Annotated in this window: 24 protein-coding genes; 11 read left to right on the forward strand and 13 right to left on the reverse strand. The window is 39.8% G+C overall.

Annotated elements, in window-relative coordinates; all coding sequences use genetic code 11:
* Positions 1-18 precede the first annotated feature (18 nt).
* The 7 genes from VF500_RS24775 to miaA all read left to right on the forward strand — a co-directional run bounded on the left by VF500_RS24775 (position 19) and on the right by miaA (position 7301).
* A complete protein-coding gene (locus tag VF500_RS24775) occupies positions 19-834 on the forward strand; it encodes a 2,3,4,5-tetrahydropyridine-2,6-dicarboxylate N-succinyltransferase (RefSeq protein ID WP_330862275.1) in 816 nt (271 codons plus the stop codon).
* Between the two features lie 122 nt (positions 835-956).
* Positions 957-2081 (forward strand): glycosyltransferase family 1 protein, encoded by a 1125-nt coding sequence (locus tag VF500_RS24780; protein ID WP_330862242.1) that lies wholly within the window; start codon positions 957-959, stop codon positions 2079-2081.
* The gene (locus VF500_RS24785) at positions 2074-2643 is read left to right on the forward strand and encodes an L-threonylcarbamoyladenylate synthase (protein ID WP_330862243.1); all 570 of its coding nucleotides are present in this window, start codon (positions 2074-2076) and stop codon (positions 2641-2643) included. Before VF500_RS24780 ends, VF500_RS24785 begins: the two co-directional genes overlap by 8 nt.
* A gap of 390 nt (positions 2644-3033) precedes the next feature.
* Positions 3034-4446, forward strand: a complete 1413-nt coding sequence (locus tag VF500_RS24790; RefSeq protein WP_330862244.1) for a CCA tRNA nucleotidyltransferase — start codon at positions 3034-3036, stop codon at positions 4444-4446.
* A 41-nt stretch (positions 4447-4487) separates the two neighbouring features.
* A complete protein-coding gene (locus VF500_RS24795; RefSeq protein ID WP_330862245.1) occupies positions 4488-5147 on the forward strand; it encodes an IS1096 element passenger TnpR family protein in 660 nt (219 codons plus the stop codon).
* Positions 5148-5253: 106 nt separating this feature from the next.
* The gene (locus tag VF500_RS24800) at positions 5254-6342 is read left to right on the forward strand and encodes a mannose-1-phosphate guanylyltransferase (RefSeq protein ID WP_330862246.1); all 1089 of its coding nucleotides are present in this window, start codon (positions 5254-5256) and stop codon (positions 6340-6342) included.
* A 35-nt stretch (positions 6343-6377) separates the two neighbouring features.
* Positions 6378-7301: a tRNA (adenosine(37)-N6)-dimethylallyltransferase MiaA gene (gene miaA, locus VF500_RS24805; RefSeq protein WP_330862247.1), complete on the forward strand. Its 924-nt coding sequence runs from the start codon at positions 6378-6380 to the stop codon at positions 7299-7301.
* Positions 7302-7306: 5 nt separating this feature from the next.
* Here the strand turns inward: miaA and rfbA are convergent, their stop codons facing one another.
* Positions 7307-8170, reverse strand: a complete 864-nt coding sequence (gene rfbA, locus VF500_RS24810) for a glucose-1-phosphate thymidylyltransferase RfbA (RefSeq protein WP_330862248.1) — start codon at positions 8168-8170, stop codon at positions 7307-7309.
* Between the two features lie 277 nt (positions 8171-8447).
* On the opposite strand from rfbA, the gene cysD reads away from it, so the two are divergent.
* Both cysD and cysN read left to right on the forward strand, forming a co-directional pair.
* A complete protein-coding gene (gene cysD / locus VF500_RS24815) occupies positions 8448-9353 on the forward strand; it encodes a sulfate adenylyltransferase subunit CysD (RefSeq protein ID WP_330862249.1) in 906 nt (301 codons plus the stop codon).
* A gap of 11 nt (positions 9354-9364) precedes the next feature.
* Entirely contained in the window at positions 9365-10651 is a 1287-nt protein-coding gene (cysN, locus tag VF500_RS24820) for a sulfate adenylyltransferase subunit CysN (RefSeq protein WP_330862250.1), read from the forward strand.
* Between the two features lie 106 nt (positions 10652-10757).
* On the opposite strand, the gene rfbD is transcribed toward cysN, so the two are convergent.
* The 7 genes from rfbD to gmd form a co-directional block, all read right to left on the reverse strand.
* Positions 10758-11618 (reverse strand): dTDP-4-dehydrorhamnose reductase, encoded by an 861-nt coding sequence (gene rfbD / locus VF500_RS24825; protein ID WP_330862251.1) that lies wholly within the window; start codon positions 11616-11618, stop codon positions 10758-10760.
* Between the two features lie 34 nt (positions 11619-11652).
* Complete coding sequence (gene rfbC / locus VF500_RS24830) at positions 11653-12207, reverse strand: dTDP-4-dehydrorhamnose 3,5-epimerase (RefSeq protein ID WP_330862252.1); 555 nt, start codon at positions 12205-12207, stop codon at positions 11653-11655.
* Between the two features lie 358 nt (positions 12208-12565).
* On the reverse strand, positions 12566-13492 hold the full coding sequence (locus VF500_RS24835; protein WP_330862253.1) for an SMP-30/gluconolactonase/LRE family protein: 927 nt from the start codon (positions 13490-13492) through the stop codon (positions 12566-12568).
* Positions 13493-13541: 49 nt separating this feature from the next.
* Complete coding sequence (locus VF500_RS24840) at positions 13542-14525, reverse strand: UDP-glucuronic acid decarboxylase family protein (RefSeq protein WP_330862254.1); 984 nt, start codon at positions 14523-14525, stop codon at positions 13542-13544.
* Positions 14526-14562: 37 nt separating this feature from the next.
* The gene (locus VF500_RS24845; RefSeq protein WP_330862255.1) at positions 14563-15960 is read right to left on the reverse strand and encodes a UDP-glucose 6-dehydrogenase; all 1398 of its coding nucleotides are present in this window, start codon (positions 15958-15960) and stop codon (positions 14563-14565) included.
* A gap of 56 nt (positions 15961-16016) precedes the next feature.
* The gene (fcl, locus tag VF500_RS24850) at positions 16017-16952 is read right to left on the reverse strand and encodes a GDP-L-fucose synthase (RefSeq protein WP_330862256.1); all 936 of its coding nucleotides are present in this window, start codon (positions 16950-16952) and stop codon (positions 16017-16019) included.
* Between the two features lie 5 nt (positions 16953-16957).
* Positions 16958-18073: a GDP-mannose 4,6-dehydratase gene (gene gmd / locus VF500_RS24855; RefSeq protein ID WP_330862257.1), complete on the reverse strand. Its 1116-nt coding sequence runs from the start codon at positions 18071-18073 to the stop codon at positions 16958-16960.
* Positions 18074-18268: 195 nt separating this feature from the next.
* On the opposite strand from gmd, the gene VF500_RS24860 reads away from it, so the two are divergent.
* Together VF500_RS24860 and VF500_RS24865 are read left to right on the forward strand one after the other, a co-directional pair.
* Positions 18269-19390, forward strand: coding sequence for a glycosyltransferase (locus tag VF500_RS24860; RefSeq protein WP_330862258.1), 1122 nt, complete (start codon positions 18269-18271; stop codon positions 19388-19390).
* 25 nt (positions 19391-19415) lie between these two features.
* Positions 19416-20750: a GH39 family glycosyl hydrolase gene (locus VF500_RS24865; RefSeq protein WP_330862259.1), complete on the forward strand. Its 1335-nt coding sequence runs from the start codon at positions 19416-19418 to the stop codon at positions 20748-20750.
* 205 nt (positions 20751-20955) lie between these two features.
* On the opposite strand, the gene VF500_RS24870 is transcribed toward VF500_RS24865, so the two are convergent.
* From VF500_RS24870 to VF500_RS24890, 5 genes are read right to left on the reverse strand one after another with little or no spacing between them, the layout of a single operon-like run.
* The gene (locus tag VF500_RS24870; protein ID WP_330862260.1) at positions 20956-22164 is read right to left on the reverse strand and encodes a glycosyltransferase; all 1209 of its coding nucleotides are present in this window, start codon (positions 22162-22164) and stop codon (positions 20956-20958) included.
* Positions 22165-22187: 23 nt separating this feature from the next.
* Positions 22188-22706, reverse strand: coding sequence for a serine acetyltransferase (locus tag VF500_RS24875; protein ID WP_330862261.1), 519 nt, complete (start codon positions 22704-22706; stop codon positions 22188-22190).
* 13 nt (positions 22707-22719) lie between these two features.
* A complete protein-coding gene (locus VF500_RS24880; RefSeq protein WP_330862262.1) occupies positions 22720-23529 on the reverse strand; it encodes a glycosyltransferase family 2 protein in 810 nt (269 codons plus the stop codon).
* A 42-nt stretch (positions 23530-23571) separates the two neighbouring features.
* Complete coding sequence (locus VF500_RS24885; protein ID WP_330862263.1) at positions 23572-23901, reverse strand: glycosyltransferase; 330 nt, start codon at positions 23899-23901, stop codon at positions 23572-23574.
* A gap of 33 nt (positions 23902-23934) precedes the next feature.
* Positions 23935-25221 carry a hypothetical protein gene (locus VF500_RS24890; protein ID WP_330862264.1) on the reverse strand — a complete coding sequence of 429 codons (1287 nt, stop codon included), beginning with the start codon at positions 25219-25221 and terminating at the stop codon, positions 23935-23937.
* Positions 25222-25227: the final 6 nt, after the last annotated feature.

Here is a 25227-nt window from a genome sequence, read left to right on the forward strand (position 1 = left end):
AAAAGTTTAATTTCAACAATGCAAGATCTTAAAAAACTGATTGAAGAGGCCTGGGAAGACAGGAACCTGCTGAACTACAATGAATATACCAACGCCAATGAAACCGTTATTGACCGGTTAGATAAAGGCGAGATCCGTGTGGCCGAACCTATTGGCTCACGCTGGCATGTAAATGAGTGGATTAAAAAGGCGGTTGTTTTGTATTTCCCTACCAGGCATATGGAAGAAATTAAAACCGGTCCTTTTGTTTTTCATGATAAAATGAAACTCAAAACTGATTACAAGCAAACCGGCGTTCGCGTTGTACCTCACGGTATTGCCCGTTACGGCGCTCACCTTGCCAAAGGCGTTATCATGATGCCATCGTACGTAAACATTGGCGCTTATGTTGATGAAGGTACCATGGTTGATACCTGGGCTACTGTTGATTCATGCGCGCAGATAGGCAAACACGTACACTTAAGCGGTGGCGTTGGTATCGGTGGCGTATTGGAGCCGCTACAGGCCGCTCCTGTTATTATTGAAGATAACTGCTTTATCGGTTCACGTGCCATTGTTGTTGAAGGCGTACATGTTGAGCATGAAGCGGTTTTAGGTGCAAACGTGGTTTTAACAGCATCAACCAAAATTATCGACGTAACCCACAGCACCCCGATTGAATATAAAGGTCGTGTACCTGCCCGTTCGGTTGTGATCCCTGGTTCGTATACCAAGAAATTTGCTGCCGGCGAATACCAGGTACCTTGTGCCCTGATCATCGGTACCCGCAAGGAATCAACCGATAAAAAAACGTCATTGAATGATGCCCTGCGTGAAAATAACGTAGCGGTATAATATAATCTGAAGTCGCAAGTTAAAAGTCATAAGTGCCTGATGAATCTGTTTACCATCTTTCACTTATGGCTTTTAATTTAATAAGGCGAATTTGACTTAAAACTTTGAACTTAAGACTTCAAATGAAGATAGGATACGATGCTAAACGGGCCTTTTACAATAATACCGGCTTAGGTAATTACAGCCGCTGGTTAATTAAAGGCATAGCATCACTCAATCCCTCCAACACCATATATTTATATACGCCAAAGGCCAAATCCAATCCCCGGCTTAATTTTATTGGCGATTATCCCAACATCCACACTGTTACCCCAAAAAGCAAATGGTTCACCTCATGGTGGCGGAGCAGGGGGATTATTAAAGATTTTAAACGCGATGGGATTGAACTGTACCATGGTTTAAGTCACGAGTTACCTTCGGGTATAGAGCAATCCGGTATTAAGTCTGTAGTTACCGTGCATGACCTTATCTTCATGCGTTATCCAAAACAGTTTGGGCCGGTAAACTATCGCATCTATTTAGCCAAGATAAAGCATGCCTGCCGGGTTGCCGATAGCATCATCGCGATAAGCCAAAAAACAAAAGACGACCTGGTTGAACTACTTGGCATCGATCCAAAAAAAATCGAAGTGATTTACCAGGGATGTGATCCTTCGTTTGCAATCGAACAAACTGCTGCGCAAAAATCGAAAGTAAAAGAAAAATACAACCTGCCCGATAGCTTTATACTGAGTGTTGGGACTATCGAAGAGCGCAAAAACCTATTACTAACCGTTAAAGCTTTAAAAAAGGCAGATGATATAAAACTTGTGGTGGTTGGTAAAGAAACCAAATACACCGAACAGGTAAAAGCTTATTTAACGGCCAATAATTTAAACCACCGGGTAATATTTTTAAAAGACCTTACCTTTGCAGAGTTACCTGCTGTTTACCAGCTGTCATCGGTGTTTGTTTATCCGTCCCGGTACGAAGGTTTCGGCATCCCTGTGTTGGAGGCCCTAAATTCCGGTACCCCGGTTATAGCGGCAACCGGCTCATGCCTTGAGGAAGCCGGCGGGCCGGACAGCCTTTATGTTAACCCAGATGACGATGCCAGTCTTGCTGAAAAACTGAATAGGGTGCTTAGCGACGACCGTTTAAGGCAAAACATGATAACTAAAGGCCGCGCTTATGCAGCCAATTTTACTGATGATAAACTAAGCCGGCAGTTAATGCAGCTTTACCAAAATATTTTGAACCATGCTTAGAGACGAAGTAGCCAAAGCTTTTAAAATTGTGCAGGATGGCGGCATCATCCTTTACCCTACCGATACCATTTGGGGCATAGGTTGTGACGCCACCAATACTGAAGCCATTCAAAAGATCTATCGCCTTAAACAGCGCGATGAGGCAAAAAGTATGATCATTTTGCTTGATACCGACAATAAACTGGAAAGCTATATCGCCGAAGTAAACCCAATTGCTTTTGAATTGATTGAGTATGCCGAAAATCCGTTAACGCTGGTAATGCCGGGTGCCAAAAATATTTCGCCGGCCTTAATTGCTGCAGATGGCAGCGTGGGGATCAGGGTTGTAAAAGACACTCCTTTTTGCCAGCAGCTTATTCAGCGTTTGCGCAAGCCGCTGGTGTCTACATCGGCCAATATCAGTGGCAAACCCTCGCCCCAGTATTTTTCGCAGATTGACCAGGAGATAATCGATGGTGTTGATTATGTGGTTGATCTGGAGCAGCATAGCAAGGAAATTAAAACGCCCTCAACTATTATGAGGCTGGCCCCTGACGGCAGATTTGAGTTTTTGAGGCGGTAACAAGAAATTAGTGATTAGTTAAAACGGCATGTTCGACTATGTCTTCAACACCCACATTTTTAGCAAATTTACGGGGTTAACCTCATATTCTAATTAAAAAACTAACAATCAGCTGTTTACATAAAAATTATCCACTTTTTTGTTAACCCTGTTAACCCCGGCCGTTACTGCCTGACCGCTGTCCGAAGTTTCCAACTTCCAACCATTATGCCTCCACTGTCCGAAGCCTCCGACTTCGGACTACTATGCATGTAGTCAGAGACTACAGGATTACGTTAGCACCATTATCCCTTTTTAACTGCACACAATCTCACGTTTTTCAATTTACAAGGTATAGTTTCCAATTAATCTTACCTTTGTACCCTTATTAGCGTTTTTAAGCATCAAACTATGCAGCAACACCTCAGGCATCCCGTATTTTCTGTTATATCCCGTTTGGCGGGCGAACAAAATGTACAGGCCTATGCCATAGGTGGTTTTGTGCGGGATATTTTCCTGAACCGCCCATCGAAAGATATTGACATTGTAATTATTGGCAATGGTATTGCCTTTGCCGAAACAGTGGCAGCTCATCTTAAAGTTAAACTGGCAGTTTATAAAAACTTCGGCACAGCATCGCTTAAATACCGCGATCTGGAAGTTGAATTTGTTGGCGCACGTAAAGAATCATACCGCCGCGATTCGCGTAAGCCTATTGTGGAGAACGGCACTTTGGAAGACGACCAGAAACGCCGCGATTTTACCATCAACGCGCTGGCTATCTCGCTTTACCCGGACACTTTTGGTGAGCTCCTTGATCCATTTAACGGTATCATTGATCTCGAAAACAAACTGATCCGTACGCCGCTTGATCCTAATGAAACATTCTCTGACGATCCGTTGCGCATGATGCGTGCCATCCGGTTTGCCACGCAGCTTAACTTCAGGATAGATGATATCGCAGTTGAAGCCATCAAAGCTACCGCCGACAGGATCAGCATTATATCTCAGGAGCGTATTACTGATGAATTGAACAAGATCATCCTGTCCCCAGTGCCTTCAATAGGTTTTAACTACCTGTTTGATACCGGTCTGCTGCACAAGATCTTTCCGCAAATGACAGCTCTTTATGGGGTTGACTATGTAGACGGCAAAGGCCATAAAGACAACTTTTACCACACCCTGCAGGTGCTTGACAATATCTGCGAAACTACCGACGACCTTTGGCTACGCTGGGCCGCCATATTGCATGATATAGCCAAACCGGCCACCAAACGTTTTGAACCCGGCCACGGCTGGACCTTTCATGGCCACGAAGACCGCGGCGCACGCATGGTGCCTAAGATCTTCGCTCAGCTTAAGCTACCGCTTAATGAAAAAATGAAGCAGGTTCAAAAACTGGTACAACTGCATTTAAGGCCCATAGTACTCTCACAATCAATAGTTACCGATTCGGCAGTGCGGCGTTTGCTTTTTGAGGCAGGAGATGACATTGAGGGGCTCATGTTGTTGTGTAAAGCAGACATCACCACCAAAAATGAATATAAGGTTAAAAAATATCGTAACAATTTTGAGCTTGTTCAACAAAAATTAAAAGATGTTGAGGAGCGCGACAGCATCCGTAACTGGCAGCCACCGGTTACAGGTAACGATATTATGACCATGTTCGGTATAAAAGAAGGCCGCGAGGTTGGAATAATCAAAAATCAGATCCGCGAAGCGATATTAGAGGGCGAAATTCCCAACAACCGGGAGGCCGCATTAAACTTTACAATTAACAAAGGCCTTGAAATTGGCTTAAAAGTTGTGACTACCCCAAATTAAATTAAAACATTATTATTTTTGTCCAAAATCTACGATAAGCAATGGCACTATACAGGTTCAGGGTTACTTTTGAAGACTACGATGACGTTACGAGAGAAATTGATGTAAAATCAAATCAAACTTTCGAAGATCTTCACCGCGCAATTCATCAGTCAACCGGTTATAATCCGGAATTTTCTTCATCATTTTATATCAGTAATGATCAGTGGACAAAAGGTGAAGAAATAACTTACCTGCCCAACCAAAGGCGTATTGACCGTGGTGTGTCATTAATGAACAAAGTAAAGCTGTTAAGTTTTATTGACGATCCGCACCAAAAATTTTACTATACGTTCAATTTCGACCGTCCGTTTGATTTTCATGTTGAACTGATGAAGATCATTTTAGATGAAACACCGGGTACCACCTACCCTGCTGTTGTAAAATCAGTTGGTGAGGCTCCTAAACAATTCGGCAACGCGTTTAACCCTACAGTTTTACCACCAGTTACCGAAGATTTCGACTTCCTTAACGAAATGGCCTTTAATCCTGAAGACGCAGAGGATTTTTCGGAAGTTACGGATACGGATGAACTACCGGAAGAAAAACACGCGGGCGGCGAAGAAGAAGAAGAGGAAGATGAATTCGGCAACGAATTTAGTGATGATGAAGGCTTTGATGACGATGAGAGACCGGGCAGAGGCGGTAGTGACGATTATTAAACATAAAAAAACGAGTATATAAATCATATACTCGTTTTTTTATGACAGATCGTATCTCACGCATTTTGTACTTAAACAATTCACATAAAACTTACCCCCATTATTAATGAAAAACAAAAATTACTATGCCATAATTATGGCTGGAGGGATTGGAAGCCGCTTTTGGCCGATAAGCCGTACATCGCATCCCAAACAGTTTATAGATATTCTCGGTACCGGTAAAACCCTTATACAAAACACTTACGAACGTTTCCTGAAAGTATGCCCCAAAGAAAATATTTACGTTGTCACTAACGAAAACTACACCAAGCTTGTAAAACACCAGCTGCCCGATATGGAGGACCAGCAGATCCTTACCGAGCCTATAATGCGTAACACTGCGCCTTGCGTGGCCTACGGTTGTTTTAAAATTGAAAGCCTAAACCCTGATGCCGTAATTGTTGTGGCCCCTTCTGATCAGCAGATCTTAGATGAAGATGCTTTTGTTGCCTCCATCGAAAAGTCACTGCAAACCGCAGCTTCAAATGATTACCTGATAACGCTGGGCATTAAACCATCAAGGCCCGATACAGGTTATGGGTATATTCAATACACCGACAACGTTATCAACGATGATTTTCATAAAGTAAAAACCTTTACAGAAAAGCCAACACTTGAAATAGCCAAAACCTTTATCCAAAGCGGCGACTTTTTGTGGAATGCGGGCATTTTTGTTTGGTCGGCCAAATCTATTGTTAAAGCGTTTGGACAGTACCTGCCCGAAATGCATGAGACATTTGCTGAAGCAAGACCGGTTTATAATTCAGAAAATGAAAAACCTCATGTCCACAACGTGTACCAGCAATGCGTTAATATCTCGATAGATTATGGCATTATGGAAAAAGCCGATAATGTATATGTATTGCCATCAGATTTTGGATGGAGCGACCTGGGTACCTGGGCATCAATATATGACCTGGCCGATAAGGATTATGTAGGCAATGCTGTAATTCCTGCCGAAAAAGTGATCATGTATAATTCATCAAACTGCATGGTAAACGTACCAGGCGAAAAGCTGGTAATATTACAGGGCCTGCATGATTATATCGTTGTAGAATCAAACAACTCTTTGCTCATTTGCCCCCGTGACCAGGAACAAAACATCAAGCAGGTTGTAGCTGATGTAAAAAGTAAGTTTGGAACGGTATATATATAACCTGATACCTTTTTTGATATAAATAAGCTGGGCCAATGAATATACTGCGTAATGATAAAACCCTTATCGTAATTGCCGGCCCTACCGCAGTGGGCAAAACAGCCGCGGCCATTAAATTGGCCCAGCATTTCAATACAATAGTGGTTTCGGCCGATTCAAGGCAGTTTTTCAGCGAGATGAGCATTGGTACCGCTAAGCCCGATGCTGAAGAGTTAGCTGCAGCTAAACATTACTTTATTAATTCGCACTCTATAACCGAAAGTTTTTCTGTCGGCGACTTTGAGAAGCAGGGGCTTGCACTTTTGGACGAGCTTTTTAAAACACACGACAAAGTGATCCTGGCCGGAGGATCTGGCCTTTACATTAAAGCTATTTGTGAAGGTTTTGACGATTTACCCGTTGCTGATATTTCAGTACGGGATAAACTAAACATGCAACTTGAAGAAGAGGGGATCACTCCATTACAGGAAAAACTAAAACAAGTTGATCCCGATTATTATGCCCAGGTTGACCTGAACAACCCGCAGCGCATTATAAGGGCTTTAGAGGTTTTTGAAACAACAGGTAAACCGTTTTCATCTTACCGCAACGCTACTGTTAACAAACGGCCTTTTAATATCGTTAAACTGGCCCTTGATATGCCACGAGAGAAATTATACGAACGCATAAACCTGCGCGTTGATCTGATGGTTGAACAAGGCCTTATTGACGAAGTTACTGCTCTCCTGCCCTACCGCCAATTGAATGCCTTAAACACTGTTGGCTATGCCGAATTGTTTGATCATTTTGATGGCAAAACCAGCCTTAATGAAGCACTTTTGCTTATAAAACAAAATACCAGGCGCTTTGCCAAAAGACAACTCACCTGGTTCAGAAAAGATAAAGATTTTATTTGGTTTGATGCCGGGGCTCCTGACGTTGTTGACCAGATGATCAAAACAATTGAAACCCCGGCATAACTATTTTACTGTGGCAGCAGGCTTTGTAAGTATTTGCCGTATCCACTTTTGAGGTACTTATTAACCAATAATCTTAACTGGTCATCATTGATAAAACCACGGCGGTAAGCTACCTCCTCAATACACCCGATTTTTGTTGATTGGCGTTTTTCAATCACACGCACATATTCAGTAGCATCGCTCAGCGAGTCAAAAGTACCGGTATCCAACCAGGCTGTACCTTTATCCATAACACCAACATGTAAGTTACCCTGTTCAAGGTAAAACTTGTTCACATCGGTAATTTCGTATTCGCCGCGCGGCGATGGTTCAAGATCTTTCGCTATCTGAATTACTGAATTATCGTAGAAGTAAAGACCTGGTACCGCAAATTTCGATTTCGGTTGCAGCGGTTTTTCTTCAATTGACAAGGCCCTGAACTCCGCATCAAACTCAACCACCCCATATCGTTCCGGATCGGCCACGTGATATGCAAAAATAGCCGCGCCGTCAACATCATTGAAACTACGGATCAGTTCGGCAAAACCGGTACCGTAAAATATATTATCACCCAATATCAATGCTACTTTATCGTCGCCGATAAATTGCTCGCCAATAACAAAAGCCTGGGCAAGCCCGTTAGGTTTTTCCTGTATAGCATATTCAAATTTACAGCCCAATTCTGTACCATCACCTAAAAGACGTTTAAAGCCCGGATTATCCTCCGCAGTAGTAATGATCAATATTTCCTTTATATCCGCCTGCATTAAAACAGACAATGGATAATAGATCATCGGTTTATCGTAAATAGGCATCAATTGTTTGCTTATGGCCCTGGTTATAGGGTATAAACGTGTACCTGAGCCCCCCGCTAAAATAATTCCTTTCATAAATATATATATGTTTTTATGGTATGCCTATAAACGTATCCGTTACAATTATTGTTTAAATCCGTTAATTACTTTCAGCTAAAATAAATATTTTTTCCAGCTTTATGGTTTACGTAAAATAATACTGCTTTGTTTAAATTATGCGTAATTGCTATAACAAAACTCGTGTGTTAAATTCCAAATAGATAGCACTATAGTTGCCATAATTGCGTATAATTGCAGTTTAAATGCAAAACCCTACTATTTAGGTGGGGTTAGCAGGGTTTTTATTGTTAACATGCATAAATATTATCTTACTCATCTGCAGGAATTAGAATCAGAAGCCATTTACATTATCAGGGAAGTGGTTGCGCAGTTTGATCGTCCTGCCATCCTGTTTTCGGGCGGGAAAGACTCTATTGTGGTAACACACCTGGCAAAAAAGGCATTCTGGCCAGCTAAGATCCCTATGCCGCTTATCCATATTGATACCGGTCATAATTTCCCCGAAACAATGGAGTTCAGGGATAAACTGGTTGAGAACCTTGGCGTACAACTCATTGTTGGTTCGGTTCAGGAATCAATTAACAAAGGCCGGGCAGTTGAGGAAAGCGGGATTAATGCCAGCCGCAACGAGTTGCAGATAGTAACCCTGCTTGATACCATTGAAAGCCATAAAATAGATGCTGCTATTGGCGGCGCCCGTCGTGATGAGGAAAAGGCACGTGCTAAAGAGCGCTTCTTTAGTCACCGTGATGAATTTGGCCAGTGGGACCCAAAAAATCAGCGCCCCGAGCTTTGGAATATCTTTAACGGCCGCAAACGCATGGGCGAGCACTTCCGCGTGTTCCCGATCAGTAACTGGACCGAAATGGATATCTGGAACTATATTTTACAGGAAAACATAGCCATACCTTCGTTATACTTTGCGCACCAGCGTGATGCCGTTTACCGCGACAATACATGGCTGCCGGCTTCTGAATTTTTGCAACTTCGCGAAGGAGAAACCATCGAGAACAAGCTGATGCGTTTCCGTACTCTGGGCGATATTACCATTACCGGTGGTATTGAATCAGGTGCCGACACGCTGGAGAAGATAGTTGCCGAAGTATCAGCAACCCGCAGCACCGAGCGCGGAAACCGGAGCGATGATAAACGCTCGGATACTTCAATGGAAGACAGGAAAAAACAAGGTTATTTTTAAAATTTGATTCAATGAGCCTTTGGGCAGTCAAGCCTGAAGCACAATATACCACCACAATGGAATTATTACGTTTTACTACAGCAGGTAGTGTTGACGATGGGAAAAGCACCCTTATAGGGCGCTTGCTGTACGATTCAAAATCCATCTTTGAAGACCAGATGGAAGCTGTAAAACAATCAAGCGAACGAAAAGGGCTTCAGCATGTTGATTTGTCGTTATTGACCGATGGCTTACGTTCAGAACGCGAGCAGGGCATCACCATTGATGTGGCCTATCGCTACTTCGCCACACCGAAACGCAAATTTATTATTGCCGATACACCGGGTCATATCCAGTATACACGTAACATGGTTACCGGTGCTTCAACTGCTAACCTGGCGCTGGTGCTTATTGATGCCCGTAAAGGTGTTGTTGAACAAACCTGCCGCCATTCGTTCATCGCATCGCTTTTAAGGATCCCTCACATTATTGTTTGTGTAAATAAAATGGACCTGGTTGATTACAGCGAGGATGCCTTTAACAAAGTAGTTGAACAATACGAAGCCTTTGCCGCCAAAATTGATGTTAAAGACATTCGTTTTGTACCTATCAGCGCCTTAGCTGGTGATAACGTGGTAAACGATTCGGAAAATATGCCATGGTATAAAGGTGAAAGCCTGCTGCATACCCTGGAAACTATACATATAGCCAGCGATGAAAACCACTCAGATGCCCGTTTCCCTGTACAAACAGTGATCCGCCCGCATGCTGATGAGTATCATGATTACCGCGGATATGCCGGCCGTATAGCAGGTGGCATTTTCAGGCAAGGGGATAAGATAACCGTATTGCCGGCGGGGTTAACATCAACTATTAAATCTATCGATACTTATTCAGGTCCTGTTGAGGAAGCCTTTGCACCAATGTCGGTTTCTATCACTTTGGAGGACGATATTGATGTAAGCCGTGGCGATATGCTTGTAAAAGACGACAGCGAACCGCAAGTAAGCCAGGACCTTGACGCTATGATTTGTTGGATGGCAACCCGCGGACCGCGCCCGGGTGCAAAATATCACCTCAAAACCACTACCCGCGAGGTAATGTCGATCATTAAAGAAGTTTATTATAAGCTGGACATCAATACCCTTGAAAAACAGGAAGAAAATACCGATATCAAGATGAACGAAATGGTGAAGATCCGCTTACGTACAACACAACCTGTAGTGTTTGATGAATACCGGAAAAACCGTATTACCGGCTCGCTGATCCTGGTTGATGAATCAACCAATGAAACTGTAGCAGCGGGAACATTTTTATAGCCCCAGCCCCCTAAAGGGCGTGTTTTAATAGCACATCGAAAAGATAAGGCCCGGCTTCTCATAGAAACCGGGCCTTATCTTTTAATGCGGTATAGAAGATCCCTCTTTAGAGAGTTGAAAGGACAGCTATACAAGCTTTCAGGCTATCCCTCCAGTAAGGTATTTCAATCCCAAATGTAGTTTTGATCTTGGCTTTATCCATTACCGAATATGCAGGCCGTTGCGCTCTCGTCGGAAATTCGGACGTACGTATCGGAAATACCTTAACGTCGGTACCCGAAATATCAAAGATGCCTTTGGCAAAGTCATACCATGAGGTTACCCCTTCATTACTGTAATGGTAAACACCGTATTCCTTTTTCGCCGATGCGATGATATCAAGAATTGCACCTGCCAGGTCGATAGCATAAGTCGGGGTCCCTACCTGATCTGCAATGATCTTAAGCTCATCACGCTCGGCACCAAGCTTCAGCATGGTTTTTACAAAATTATTGCCGTACTCAGAGTATAACCAGCTTGTACGGATGGTATAGTATTCATCAAGAATTTCTGCAATTTCCTGTTCACCTTCCAACTTGGTAAGGCCATATATGCTAATTGGCTCGGCAGGATCTTCTTCTGTGCGGGGCAATGCCACATCACCCTTAAAAATAAAATCGGTTGAAATTTGCACAAGCGTAGTGCTGTGAGTTTTGCATTGCTTGGCAAGGTTAACCGCCCCGGTTTTATTAATGGCGCGGGCAAGCTCAATATCATCTTCGGCTTTATCTACAGCTGTATAAGCGGCACAATTGATTGCAAAAGTTGGCTTATACTTTTCAAAAACTATACTCAGCAAATCTTCACGAAGGATATTGGCCTCATCCTCCGGCAAAAAATGGACATAATCTATTCCTCTTTCTTCGGCCACTTTCTTTAAACAGTTGCCCAATTGCCCTGATGCCCCAAATACGATAACGTTTTGCATTTTTGGTGTTGTTATTTTTTAAAACATTATACAATTAAAATCCAAAATCGGCAGCATCCTTTAAAAACGGCAGCTCAAGGTCTTTATCCGATACCAGCACATCATCGATATTCATCTTCCAATCAATATTCAGGTCTGGGTCGGCATAATGCAGCCCGCCCTCGGCCTCCTTGCTATAATAATTATCACATTTATATTGAAACACAGCTTCATCGCTTAGCACGATAAAACCGTGGGCAAAACCACGGGGGATGAAAAACTGGTCATTGTTCTCTTCAGACAAGATAACGCTGTAGTGCTGGCCATATGTTGCCGAACCTTTCCTCAGATCGAGTGCAACGTCCAAAACCTCACCTTTGGTTACCCTGACAAGCTTCGCCTGGGAATGCTCACCTTTTTGCAAGTGCAGGCCACGCAATACTCCTTTAGTTGAATAAGATTGATTATCCTGTATAAAATCGATATCAAAGCCCGTAGCTTCGGCAAATTTTTGCCGGTTAAACGCTTCAAAAAAATAACCGCGATCATCGTTGAAAATACGCGGCTTTATTAGTAAGCATCCCTCAATTGGGGTTGGTATTATAGTCATTTATAGTATCGATATTAATTTCACAAAGCTTGTTGAAAGCTATTCCGACAACGAAGATAAGGGAAATAAAAATTTAGTTTCGGGCATTCCCAATAAATAATATGTTCAAATAATAAACATCTGAAATCTATTGTAAGCCCATACTTAAGAGATTTAACGAGCAGCGACAGGTGAAAGTTTCACATTATTAAATTTAACTGTTAAAGATTATATTTTATCCAACAGTATCCGAATCAAGAAAAGTCGAGTAAATTCCCCGGGGCAGCCGGTTAATAACGCAAATCTTCTATTTTTGAAATCACTCGTCTCAATGCACGCTATTTATCGCGCGGCTTGTTAACAAATATTACATTGCCTATTAGGATACACTGTCAGAAAATGACAAGGTATCACGTTTAAAGCTGTTAGCTTTTATGCCCTGAGCACCAACGTTTATTGCAAAAACACTTCCGCTTAAAGGATATTGGTTCAACTCCTCTTCGGTCATTTCAACTGATGCCGTGGTTATAAACAGGGTATCCAGGTTTTCTGTTCCAAATGCACATGAAGTAACCTTCGGGGCCGGAACATTTATTTTTTGAAGTAAACTGCCGCTTGCAGGGTCAAACCTTGCAACGCCAAAACCATCCCACAAAGCAACCCAAAGCATGCCTTCATTGTCGATAGTCATACCATCGGGGTAGCCCATTGTATCGGGAATTTTAACGATAACTTTTCTTTGGGATAAACTACTACTAACCACATCAAAATTGTATTGCACTATTTCGCCGGTTGGTGTATCAATATAGTACATAAAATTGCCATCCAGGCTCCATGCAATACCGTTTGAGATGGAAACCCCCGTTACTTTTTCCTCTAAGCTAAAATCAGCTTTTACACAATATAACGAACTAACTTCCCTAACACCATCCATAGATAATGTTCCAACCCAGAAATTACCGGCAGGATCACACTTTCCATCATTAAACCTTTTATTATGGCTTAAATGAATATCAGTATTTAGCTGATAATGTACTGAACCTTTATCAAGGTCAATGGCCGCGATACCATCTTCTAATGCAACCAAAACAACTTTCGCATTTACAGGAACCACAGTTCCGATCCTTTTAGGCGTAGGATATGCTCTGTTAACAGCCGTAACAGGGTTATAAACATTGAAAGTTTGGCCTTCAATATCTACCCAATAAAGGCATTGCGTTTCAGGATTCCATATTGCGCCCTCGCCTAATTTTGCTTTGGCTTCATAAACCAACTGTGCAGTTAACGTAGTATAATCGTTAATCATTATTTTTAATAAAAATGGCTACCACTATATTGTAGTGGTAGCCATAATCTTATTTATTATAGTATGCAAAATCCTTGTGATTTATTTCATGTTCGGGTAGAGACTTGAAATAATCATAGGTGATTTTTAAACCCTCGCTCCTCGATACCTTTGGCTCCCAGCCTAATATGGCTTTAGCTTTGGTGATATCCGGACGACGTTGTTTCGGATCATCTGTTGGCAATGGCAAACTGATCATTTGCTGATCGGTGCCGGTAAGCTTTATGATTTCCTCTCCAAACTGACGAATGGTAATCTCATCAGGGTTACCAATGTTAACAGGCTGTGCATAATCACTATGCAACAGGCGATAAATACCTTCAATCAAATCATCTACATAGCAAAATGAGCGAGTTTGAGATCCGTCGCCAAACATAGTTAGTGATTCGCCCCTTAATGCCTGACCAATAAATGCCGGCAATACACGACCGTCATTAAGACGCATCCGCGGACCATAAGTGTTAAAAATCCGTACTATACGTGTTTCCAAACCGTGGAAGGTATGGTAAGCCATTGTAATAGCCTCCTGGAAACGCTTGGCCTCGTCATACACCCCCCGCGGGCCTACCGGATTTACGTTACCCCAGTATTCTTCAGGCTGAGGGTTAATGTTTGGATCGCCATAAACTTCAGACGTAGATGCAATCAGCATTCTTGCCTTTTTAGAACGAGCCAAACCGAGTAAATTATGGGTACCCAATGAACCTACTTTCAGCGTTTGGATGGGGATCTTCAGGTAATCTATCGGGCTTGCGGGCGATGCAAAATGCAGGATATAATGCAGTTCACCAGGTACAAATACAAATTTTGAAACATCATGATTATAAAACTCAAAATTTTCAAGTTTAAACAAATGTTCAATATTGCGTAAATCGCCTGTTATGAGGTTATCCATACCTATAACATGATAGCCTTCTTTTATAAACCTATCACAAAGATGCGATCCCAAAAAACCGGCGGCTCCGGTTATTAATACTCTTTTACGTGCTGTCATTATGTGTTAAAGTTGAAAAAATCAGTGCGGTAGTCCCTTATTTTTTACCGATGGCCTGTACTATAAATCCTATATCAGTCAGCTTATTTGTATCGAGCAGATTTCTTCCGTCAAAAACTTTAGCCGGCTTTAGCATGCTATCATAAATTTTTTGCCAATCATAGTTTTTAAACTCGTCCCATTCTGTTAAAATAGCGATGGCATGGGCACCCTTACAAGCTTCATACGGATCGCTTACAACTTTAACTCCGTTTCTATTCTCTTCCTGAGTTCGTGAAGCCAGGTAATCAAGATCAGCATAAACCTGGTCTTCTAAAACTTTGGGATCATAAACTGAAATATAAGCCTGTTCGTGAAGCAGGTGATCCGCAACATAAATTGCTGCCGACTCCCTTGTATCATTTGTATCCTTTTTAAAGGCCCAGCCCAGGAAGCTGATTTTTTTACCATTAACTGTATTGTAAAGGTCCCGGATCATTTGGTTAGCGAACCTCTTTTTCTGATGGTCATTCATGATGATAACCTGCTCCCAGTAATCAGCCACTTCCTGCAATCCATAACTCCTGGCTATATAAACCAGGTTCAGAATATCTTTTTGGAAACAGGAACCTCCAAAACCTACTGACGCTTTTAAAAATTTAGGGCCAATGCGGCTATCAGTACCAATAGCTTTAGCTACTTCACTAATATCAGCCTCTGTTTTTTCGCAGAGTTCACTTAGTGAATTTATTGATGATACCCGTTGTGCCAAAAATGCGTTCGCCGTTAACTTTGATAGTTCTGACGACCAAACATTAGTGGTTAAAATTCGTTCGCGGGGTATCCAGTTAGCATAAACATCTACCAGGGCCTGTACTGCAATTTGTCCTTCCGGTGTGCTATCGCCTCCAATCAAAACGCGATCAGGTGCATCAAGATCTTCTACGGCAGTGCCTTCTGCAAGAAACTCAGGGTTTGATAATATTTGGAATTGAGATCCATTACCTGTGTGGGTAAGGATATCCTTTATTGCACTCGCCGTACGTACCGGCAAGGTTGATTTTTCAACTATGATCTTATTATCCTTTGCTACCCGCGCAATCTGCCTCGCGCAAAGTTCTATCCATTTTAAATCAGCTGCCTGTCCTTTGCCTGCGCCATAAGTTTTTGTAGGCGTATTTACAGATATAAAGATCATCTGCGCTTCGGCAATGGCGGTCTCTACCTCTGTAGAAAAAAAGAGATTACGGCCACGGGCTTCTGCAACCACATCACTTAAGCCTGGCTCGTATACCGGTATTTTGGTTACATCCGGGTCGTTCCAGGCGTTAATGCGTTGCTCATTAAGGTCTACCACAGTTACTTTAATGTGGGGGCATTTTTTTGCTATCATAGCCATTGTTGGCCCTCCAACGTAACCAGCTCCAATACAGCAAATCTTGGTAATTTGGGTCATGTGTTATAGATGTTGTTTAATTTAGTGATAAAATCTAAAAATAAATTTAAAGCCATTTATACGGTAGCATACTTACTAACAAAGTCATGATAAGCTAAAGCAATTCCCTCTTCAAGCTCTATTGTGTGTTTCCATCCTTTGCTGTGCAGCTTAGTGACATCCATCAGTTTTCTTGGCGTACCATCCGGCTTTGTTGTATCAAAGTTAATATCACCAGCGTAACCAACAATTTTTTTGATTAATAACGCCAAATCCTTAATACTGATATCATCTCCCGTGCCAACGTTTACCAAACCTTCTTCATCATAATTCTGCATTAAATAGTAGCAAGCTTCGGCAAGATCATCCGCAAATAAAAATTCCCTTTTGGGAGATCCTGTACCCCAGATAGTAACACTTGCCAAATTCTCTGTTTTAGCTTCGTGAAAACGCCTTATCAGCGCTGGCAGCACGTGGGAGTTTTGCGGATGATAATTATCATTGTAACCGTACAAATTGGTTGGCATTACCGATATGTAATTGCAACCATATTGCGCCCGGTAAGCATCGCACATTTTAATGCCTGCAATTTTCGCAATGGCGTATGGCTCATTAGTTGATTCAAGCGTACCAGTAAGCAGGTAATCTTCCTTTAAAGGCTGAGGCGCCATTTTGGGATATATGCAGCTCGATCCCAAAAACATCAATTTTTTTACACCATTAAGGTATGATTGATGAATAATATTGTTCTGGATTTGCAGGTTATCATATAAAAACTCGGCCCGGTAAGTATTATTAGCAATGATACCACCAACTTTAGCGGCGGCTAAAAAAACATAATCGGGTTTTTCCTGATTGAAAAAAGCGGCAACCTCCTGCTGGTTCCTCAAATCGAGGATATCAGAGGTACAAGTAATGATGTTATTAAAGCCTTCTTTTACAAGCTTACGATATATAGCTGAACCAACCATTCCGCGATGGCCCGCAATATATATTTTAGCGGTTTTTTCCATCTGGGTTATTCGTATTGATTTTTAATTGCGTAACCCGATGCCTTTAATAATTTTTCTTTGCGGAAATGATTAACGTCTGCGTTCATCATATCTTCCACCAGCATTTTTAAATCATATTTCGGCTCCCAGCCCAGCAAAGTTTTTGATTTGGTAGGATCGCCAATTAATAGTTCAACTTCAGTAGGACGGAAATATTTTGGATCTACGGCAACCACTTCCTTACCAATTTCTATCTGAAACTCGTCTGATTGACAAGCCACCACATATCCTTTTTCATCAATACCTTCACCCTTAAACGCTATTTCGATGCCTACTTCGGCAAAAGCCATTCTAACAAACTCACGCACACGAGTAGTTATACCTGTTGCAATAACATAATCAGTAGGTGTATCCTGTTGCAATATCAGATACATGGCTTCAACATAATCTTTAGCATGCCCCCAATCGCGCTGAGCATCAAGATTTCCAAGATACAATTTATCCTGAAGCCCCATAGCTATTTTAGCCGTAGCCCTTGTAATTTTACGGGTAACAAACGTTTCGCCACGTAACGGGCTTTCGTGATTAAATAAAATACCATTACAGGCGTAAATATCATAAGCTTCACGGTAATTCACGGTAATCCAATAAGCGTATAGTTTTGCAACCGCATATGGTGAGCGGGGATAAAATGGAGTGGTTTCCGATTGAGGCACAGCCTGTACTAAACCATATAACTCAGAAGTAGAGGCTTGATATATTCTGGTTTTTTTCTCCAATCCCAATATCCTGATTGCTTCCAATAAACGTAAGGTACCTATACCATCAGCATTTGCTGTGTACTCAGGGGTATCAAAGCTTACTTTCACATGCGACATCGCGCCAAGGTTGTAGATCTCATCAGGTTGCACCTGTTGAATTATCCTGATAAGATTGGTGCTATCGCTCAAATCTCCGTAATGCAGAACCAAATTAACGTCCGTGTCATGCGGATCCTGATATAAATGATCTATACGATCAGTATTAAATAATGAACTCCGGCGTTTAATGCCGTGAACTTCATATCCTTTTGACAATAATAGTTCGGTCAGGTAAGCACCGTCTTGGCCGGTGATGCCGGTAAGTAAAGCCTTTTTTTTCATTTATGGTAAAACTGATTGGTGCTATAATGTTCTTCGAGCACATTATAGCTAGTAATAATTTGTGTAAGTTGTTTTATAAGTAAATAAAGAATCACTATACATTATTGACAATGCGCTCAATAAACACTCAAAATTATACAATTAAGCTTGCAAAACCTAATTTTTTATTGCTAAAATTGCAATAAAAAACAAAAAATGGCCAATTCTTCAAAAATCAAAATATTACATATTACTCAAGTTGCCGGCGGTATAGAAACGTATATCGAACAAATATTTAATAATATAGACAGAGAGAAATTTGAACTAATTTTGGCCTCACCTACCGACCGTCAATCACTAACAAAACTGGCATCAAGATATAATGTACCGCATTACCCTTTAGCTTTAAAATGGCATATATCGCCGGTTTATGACCTGTTAAGAATATTTTCCATCATAAAATTGGTAAAAGTTATTAAACCAGATATTATTCACGCCCATAGTTCTAAAGCAGGAATGATCACGAGGCTTGCAGGTGTATTTTTTTCGGCTCCTATTCTGTATACGCCTAATGCTTTTGCTTACTTAGGAAGTAATGGAATAAAGAAGAAATTACTGATCTTGGTTGAAAAGATGGCTATCCCGTTTACTAATACATTACTTGCTTCTTCCAAATCAGAGGCGTTAAGATCATTGAATGATCTTGCATTTTCGGCAAAAAAAGTTAAAGTATATCCTAATAGCATTGAAATTTTGCCGATTGAAGATAAGCCGTCCACCTCATCTTCAAAAAAGACCATTACAACTGTTGGTCGTCTTGTTTATCAAAAAAACCCGATGATGTTTTTAAACGTATGTAAGATACTATCTGATAAAAGAAATGATATAATGTTCCAGATAATTGGTGCAGGATTTGAAGACACTTTAAGAAAAGAAATAGAAGGATATATTAAGGAAAACCATCTTGAAAAAAAGATAAATATCATTCAATGGATGGACAGGCCTACGTTACTGAAAACGATTGAAAACACCGATGTTTTCGTGATGACGTCAGCTTTCGAATCATTTGGGTACGTGGCAGCGGAAGCACAAATGCTTGAGATTCCCGTAGTAGCTACAGATGTTGATGGTTTAAATGAAATTGTAGAGAACGATGTTACAGGCTATCTGATCGAACCAAACAACGCTGAAAAAATGGCTGAAAAAATTGAGCTTTTAGTTGACAACCCACAGCAAGCTAAAGAAATGGGAAAAAAGGGTCGCGCGAGGGTAAGTAAATTATTTGATATAAAGAACAACATTAAGATACTTGAGGAGTTTTATATAAAATTAAAATAACATCAGCTACGATAAATTACACGTCATGAAAAAACATATCAGGACTTATCTGTCAACTATATTAGTTTTTCCCCTTGTAATTAACATATTGAATAAATCTACCTCAGATAGCCCACAACGGGCACCAATTACTGTGTTAACTGTTGATTGTAGCAAGTCTGAGGATAGACCCAAGCCGATGAATGGATTCTTGTTATCGATCAATGATAAAAATCCACCTTCGCAATTAATAACTCCATTGGCACCGGCTTACTGGCGGGTAAGTGCAAATAAAAAATATGTTTTGGATAGGCTTGATTCGTTTCAAACCAAGCCTATTTTTTTGATGAGCGATATTTTTCATTATCCTGGTTCTCATCCTTCACTTTGGAAGACTCCAACAAATGACAATGTGGGATGGAATGACACCGTAAAGAATACATTTTCAAGACATGCCTACCAAAAAAAGAAATATATCTATGACCTTTGGAATGAGCCCAACGGAAAATTCTTTTTTGCAGGAAATGAAAGTGATTTTTGCGGCGTATTTAAAACTGCTCACGACAAAATAAGGGCTTTACCCAATGGAGACAATACCCTGATATCCGGCCCTTCAATATCAAAATTTGACACTGCATATATCCATCATTTTTTAGATTACTGCCTCATTAACAATATAAAACTTGATGTACTCAGCTGGCATGAGTTTAGAACAGGGGATGACATAATCAAAATCAAAAATGACCTTCAATGGGTAAGAAAAAATTGGGTAAATAGCGCCAAATACGCACCTCTAAAAATCAAGGCGATCCAAATAAATGAGATTATAGCTCAGGCAGACCAATATGTACCAGCCAGTATATTGGCTTACTTTTACTATTTAGAAAAAGGCGGTGCAGATGCTGCCTGCAAAGCCTGTTGGCCGCCATCACAACCAGGGGCTAAAACCAATTGCTTTAATAATTCGTTGGATGGATTGGTTGACCCCGATACCTTCGGTACACGGGCAGCATGGTGGATATACAGATATTACAATCTAACTTTGCAAAACAGGTTAAATAGCACAAATGTCAACCCAAACGTAGTAAGTTTTGCAAACTACTCATCCCGTAAAATACAAATCCTGGTAGGATACTTTGGCGACAAAAAGCCGGCTAATCTAAATCTATCATTAGATATCAAGAACATAAGCGCGTTGAGTGATATGCCGAAAAAGCAAAGTTTCAACGTTCAGGTAAAATTGATTCCAAATTCGGGAGAAGCAACTATTAATTCGCCGGAAACTGTGATTCAAACACAAGCGACTGTTCAAAACGATCACTTAACTGTTTCGCTACCCGATTTACATCTTAAGGAAGCGTATTTCATCGAAATCAATTAAGCTTTCGTTTGGTAAGCTTATCTGATTTTTAATAGAACTAACTGGAAAAACAGAGGCAAACAACAGGTGAGTATGTGTAAAAATGCACCTTGTAAAGCAGTAAAAAGTATTCAAACCATCTTTTGAATTGCCAAGGTTGATTTTTTATAAATCGACCTTGGCAACGATATTTTTCAACTACTCAATTAGGATTAATTAAGGTCTATTAATTGATGATAGACATTATCTTGCTGGCAAATGTCTTGGGTGAAAATCTTTCACTGTTTGGGAAATCAATAAACCTGGGTTTATTCTTCATTATTTTTATCAAATTATCTGACAAATCATTTGGCAAATTAGGATCATACATCAATCCGTTACGGCCATTAGTAATGGTTTCATTTACCCCTGTAACCTTAGATGCCAAAGTGTATAATCCACTCAATGAACTTTCAATTAATACTACAGGAGACCCTTCTGAAGACTCAATTACTTTGTCAAATCCTTCAAAATTACATTCTTCTTTATCAATAGTCGGAAAAATGAAATAATCGGCATTTTTCATCCATTCCAACACATTATCCTTCCAGCCAAGCCAATAAATGTATTTCGTCAATTCATTTTTTTCTATAAACGTTTCCAAATACTTTTTAAATCCATCTTCCGCTTCGTTTTTTGGATTTCCTAAAATAAATAATACCGGCATTTCAGTTTCAGATATATTATCTTTCAGATCCTTTATAGCTGTCACCAAATGATGTACCCCTTTTTGCGGTCTTATTAATCCGGCGTATAACAATTTGGTTCTATCTCCATTCTCTTCTTGTCTCAACATTTGCTCAATTTCATTTCTCACCGGCAAGGGGTCTATATCTTTATATTGCGAGAAATCTATTCCATAATTCAATACCATCTTTTTTGGAGAGTCGGGCAAACTTTCAAGAACATCCGTACTTGGACATAAAAGATAATCTGTATAAGAGAGATATATCATTTTTGCTAAACGTTCACTCAATTTATTCTTTCCTTGCAGATAGCATATTTTCTTGCCTTTAAAAAACATTGATGGAGCCATCATTACGGCTCCCCTGGGATCGCAAAAATAAAAGCTATCAAATTTGTTTTTACGAAAAACTTTAATGCACTGCAGATAAAATGGTATTAAACCCATAATAACTGATCCGAAAAAATTTGCCGGCTTAAACCAACGTTCTGCATTACCGTATTGGGTTAATTTGCTACTTGTATTGAGTAATATTATTTCGTCAACAACAGGCCCAAATTTTTCACTTAAAATATTCTTTGAATCATCGGCCAATAACAATGTAACGTGTATATTATTATCTTTTAATACTTTGCAAAAATTCGCCGACACTCTTTGTGCCCCAGAAAAAAAAGGATAAGATTCAAATACGAGTACTTTTTTACGATCCATATAATAATGAAAATTTTTATCAATTATTTTAAAAACTTGATTATTCTTGCCGGGTTACCAACAACCACACAATTTGAGGGAACATCTTTAACAACTATTGAACCCGCACCAATTGACACATTGTCGCCAATTGATATATTACCAATAATGCAAACGTTAGAGCCAATGTCAACGTTATTACCGATTCGAGGACACGCATAAGCATCCTCAACAGAATCACTTTTGTTTCCTATTGTTGTAGAGTGTCTTAGCACACAATTTTCACCTATAACAGAGAAACCATTAACGATAAGTGATTGTCCATGATAAAGTTTTACCCCCTTGCCAATAACAAGATTCCAGGATAGCTCAACTCCCAACACCCATTCTACAAAAAACTGATAAAAAAGCAGATACCAGCAAAACAGTATCTTAATCATTACATGAGATGTAATGATTAAATGAGCAATTCTAAATAACACCAGAATAAATTGAGCTTTAAAGTATCCCTTATTGCTTTTCCAATCCTGAAATATTTGCTTTCTATTATCTTGAGTTTCCATTTTTGACAAATAACTATCCTTTTGCAATTTGTCCTGATAGTAAAAATGAAATAAGATGTTTCCTTTTATAGAAGAAAGTCCCTATTCTTGTTCTGGCGATGTCCTTTTTAAAAACAGACCAATAATACCAGAAAGACGTAACAATGCCCTGATCGTTATAGGTTCTGACCGATCTGTAAAATTCTTTATTCATTTTCTTATAATTCAAATCACTTGCACCCTCCAGGCGGAAATTAGCGAGAGATTTGTTGATGTAAAAAAAGGGAATTTTATGATGCAAAGCCCTGTGTAAAAACTCTGCATCCATAGTGTATCTGTAGTCTTCCTTATATACTCCAATCTGTTGATAAATATCAACAGTTACAAAAACAGTTGGATGATTTAGAGACATGTATTTCCATATTTTGGTTATATCAGATATCCTGATGTAACTCATGTCGTCGTCAAAATATCGAATATTTCCGTAATAAATCCCACTTTGAGACCCGTTTTCAATGTAACTCGTCACAACATCTTCAATAGCATCCGGCTCAAAATAATCATCAGAATTGATCATCCCAATTATTCTTCCTGTACAACGTGCTATCCCTTTATTGAAAGCATCACTTATCCCATTATCCTTCTCTGATACAATAACATTTACTGTATCTTTATATTTATTGATAATAGATATTGTTGCATCTTTTGAACCGCCGTCAATAATAATGTATTCAATATTTTTATAAGTTTGATCCCGTACACTCTGAATGCACTTCTCTATGTACTTTTCTCCGTTATAAACTATAGTAACAATTGATACGAGAGGGGTATTATGTGATTTCATAGGATAAAAATTATTATAAAATGGCCAACTAACCACCTTAGCTCAGCGAAGCATGGGTAGTAACCTTGGGAAGCTATCAAATTTATTTTTACGAAAAACCTCAATGCATTGTAGATAAAATGGAATTAAACCCATAATAAATGATTCGAAAAATTTTGTCGGCTTAAACCAGTATTTTCCATTACCGTATTGGGTTAATGTGATCACATCTTCATTTCTCTTTAATATCTCTACAGCATTGCCTTTTGAAGCACCACCAATTATTATGTGTTCAAAGTTTCTGTAGGTATGATTTCTTACAGAATCAATACTTCTTTGCAGTGTTTGAGCAGAATTGTACGTTGCGGCTATAATACCTATTTTAATTGCCATTGATACTTATTTATAGATAGTGAACCATAGCGGTTAAGCCAGTTTAACCGCTTCCCTCTGACTTCTATACCTCAAAAAATCTGAAACAAACACCATACTAAGAAACAAATACATCATACCCGGAGAATAAAAACCATTTAATGTTTCAGTTGAGCCGCTGATCAGATAGTATGACCAAAATGCGATCACAAATATTGGGAGAATTTTGTCTCCCTGGATTTTTCTTATAGCCAATACATCTAAAATAGACTTCCTTATGAGAATGATGTATAGTAAAACCCCAATGTATCCGTAATCAAATATAATCGAAAAGAGTGTATTGTGAGGCCCTATAAAATTAGGCTGGGTCCATGCCTTAAATAGATATGCCCACTGCTTGGAAACACCAGAACCATAATGACCATATTCGCCGTACCCGATTAAGTGCATCAACTTAAAATCAGAAAATTCAAACGTTGCTTTTGTCCAAATTATTACACGAAGCAGGGTATCTGTGGTTTCGTCACTACGAAGTAAGGACGACGATAAAGAAGCATAAATTATAGGCAAATAAATTAAAAGTATAAAAGGGCTCAAAACCAATAATACAGGCAAATTCTTAGTGTATTTAAAAAATATAGTTTTGTTCAGAAAATATATTCCAATGGATGACATCAACGCATTTAATAAAAAAGATCTGTTATCCACTAAAATTATTGATGCCAACGTCAATAGGATAATACATATATTTATAAATCTAACCTTATAAAAACTAATAACTATTGCTATTAACAACAGGGCGCCTAATAAATCTCCATATGTGTTTAAACCACCACCAGCTAAAGGAAAAATAACCCTTTTCATGTTGATACCAACTGCTGATAACATTACAGCTGTAGAAGTATCTTCCACAACCAAATAGTTTGAAACCTTAATGCCTAAAATCCAGGTTAACATATTCAATCCCGCAAATATCGCCAACGGATATAACAGTGTATAAGTTAACAATGACCTGGTGTCCATTTTCCTTTTGAAGATCAAATAAACATAAGAGGTGAGGATAAAAAACGAGCAACTTACAAATAGAGATACCTCGTAAATAACATTTATGACTGTTGAAACCGGAGCTGAAGATCTAACTAATGCAATGACAATCATCAAAATAAACAAAAAATATATTTTCCTTATTTTGTGATAGGGATAACATCCACTTGACTTTAAAAAATTATTAATGGCTATGGTGAGAATATAAATAATAGCTACAAGACGTACAGCCTGATTATCGGTTATACGGCCAATTTGTAAGTATATAAGAGCAAAACCTATAATTTGAAAAATCATTTCATA

This window comes from Mucilaginibacter sp. (assembly GCF_036383575.1).
In the GTDB taxonomy this organism is placed as follows: Bacteria; Bacteroidota; Bacteroidia; order Sphingobacteriales; family Sphingobacteriaceae; genus Mucilaginibacter.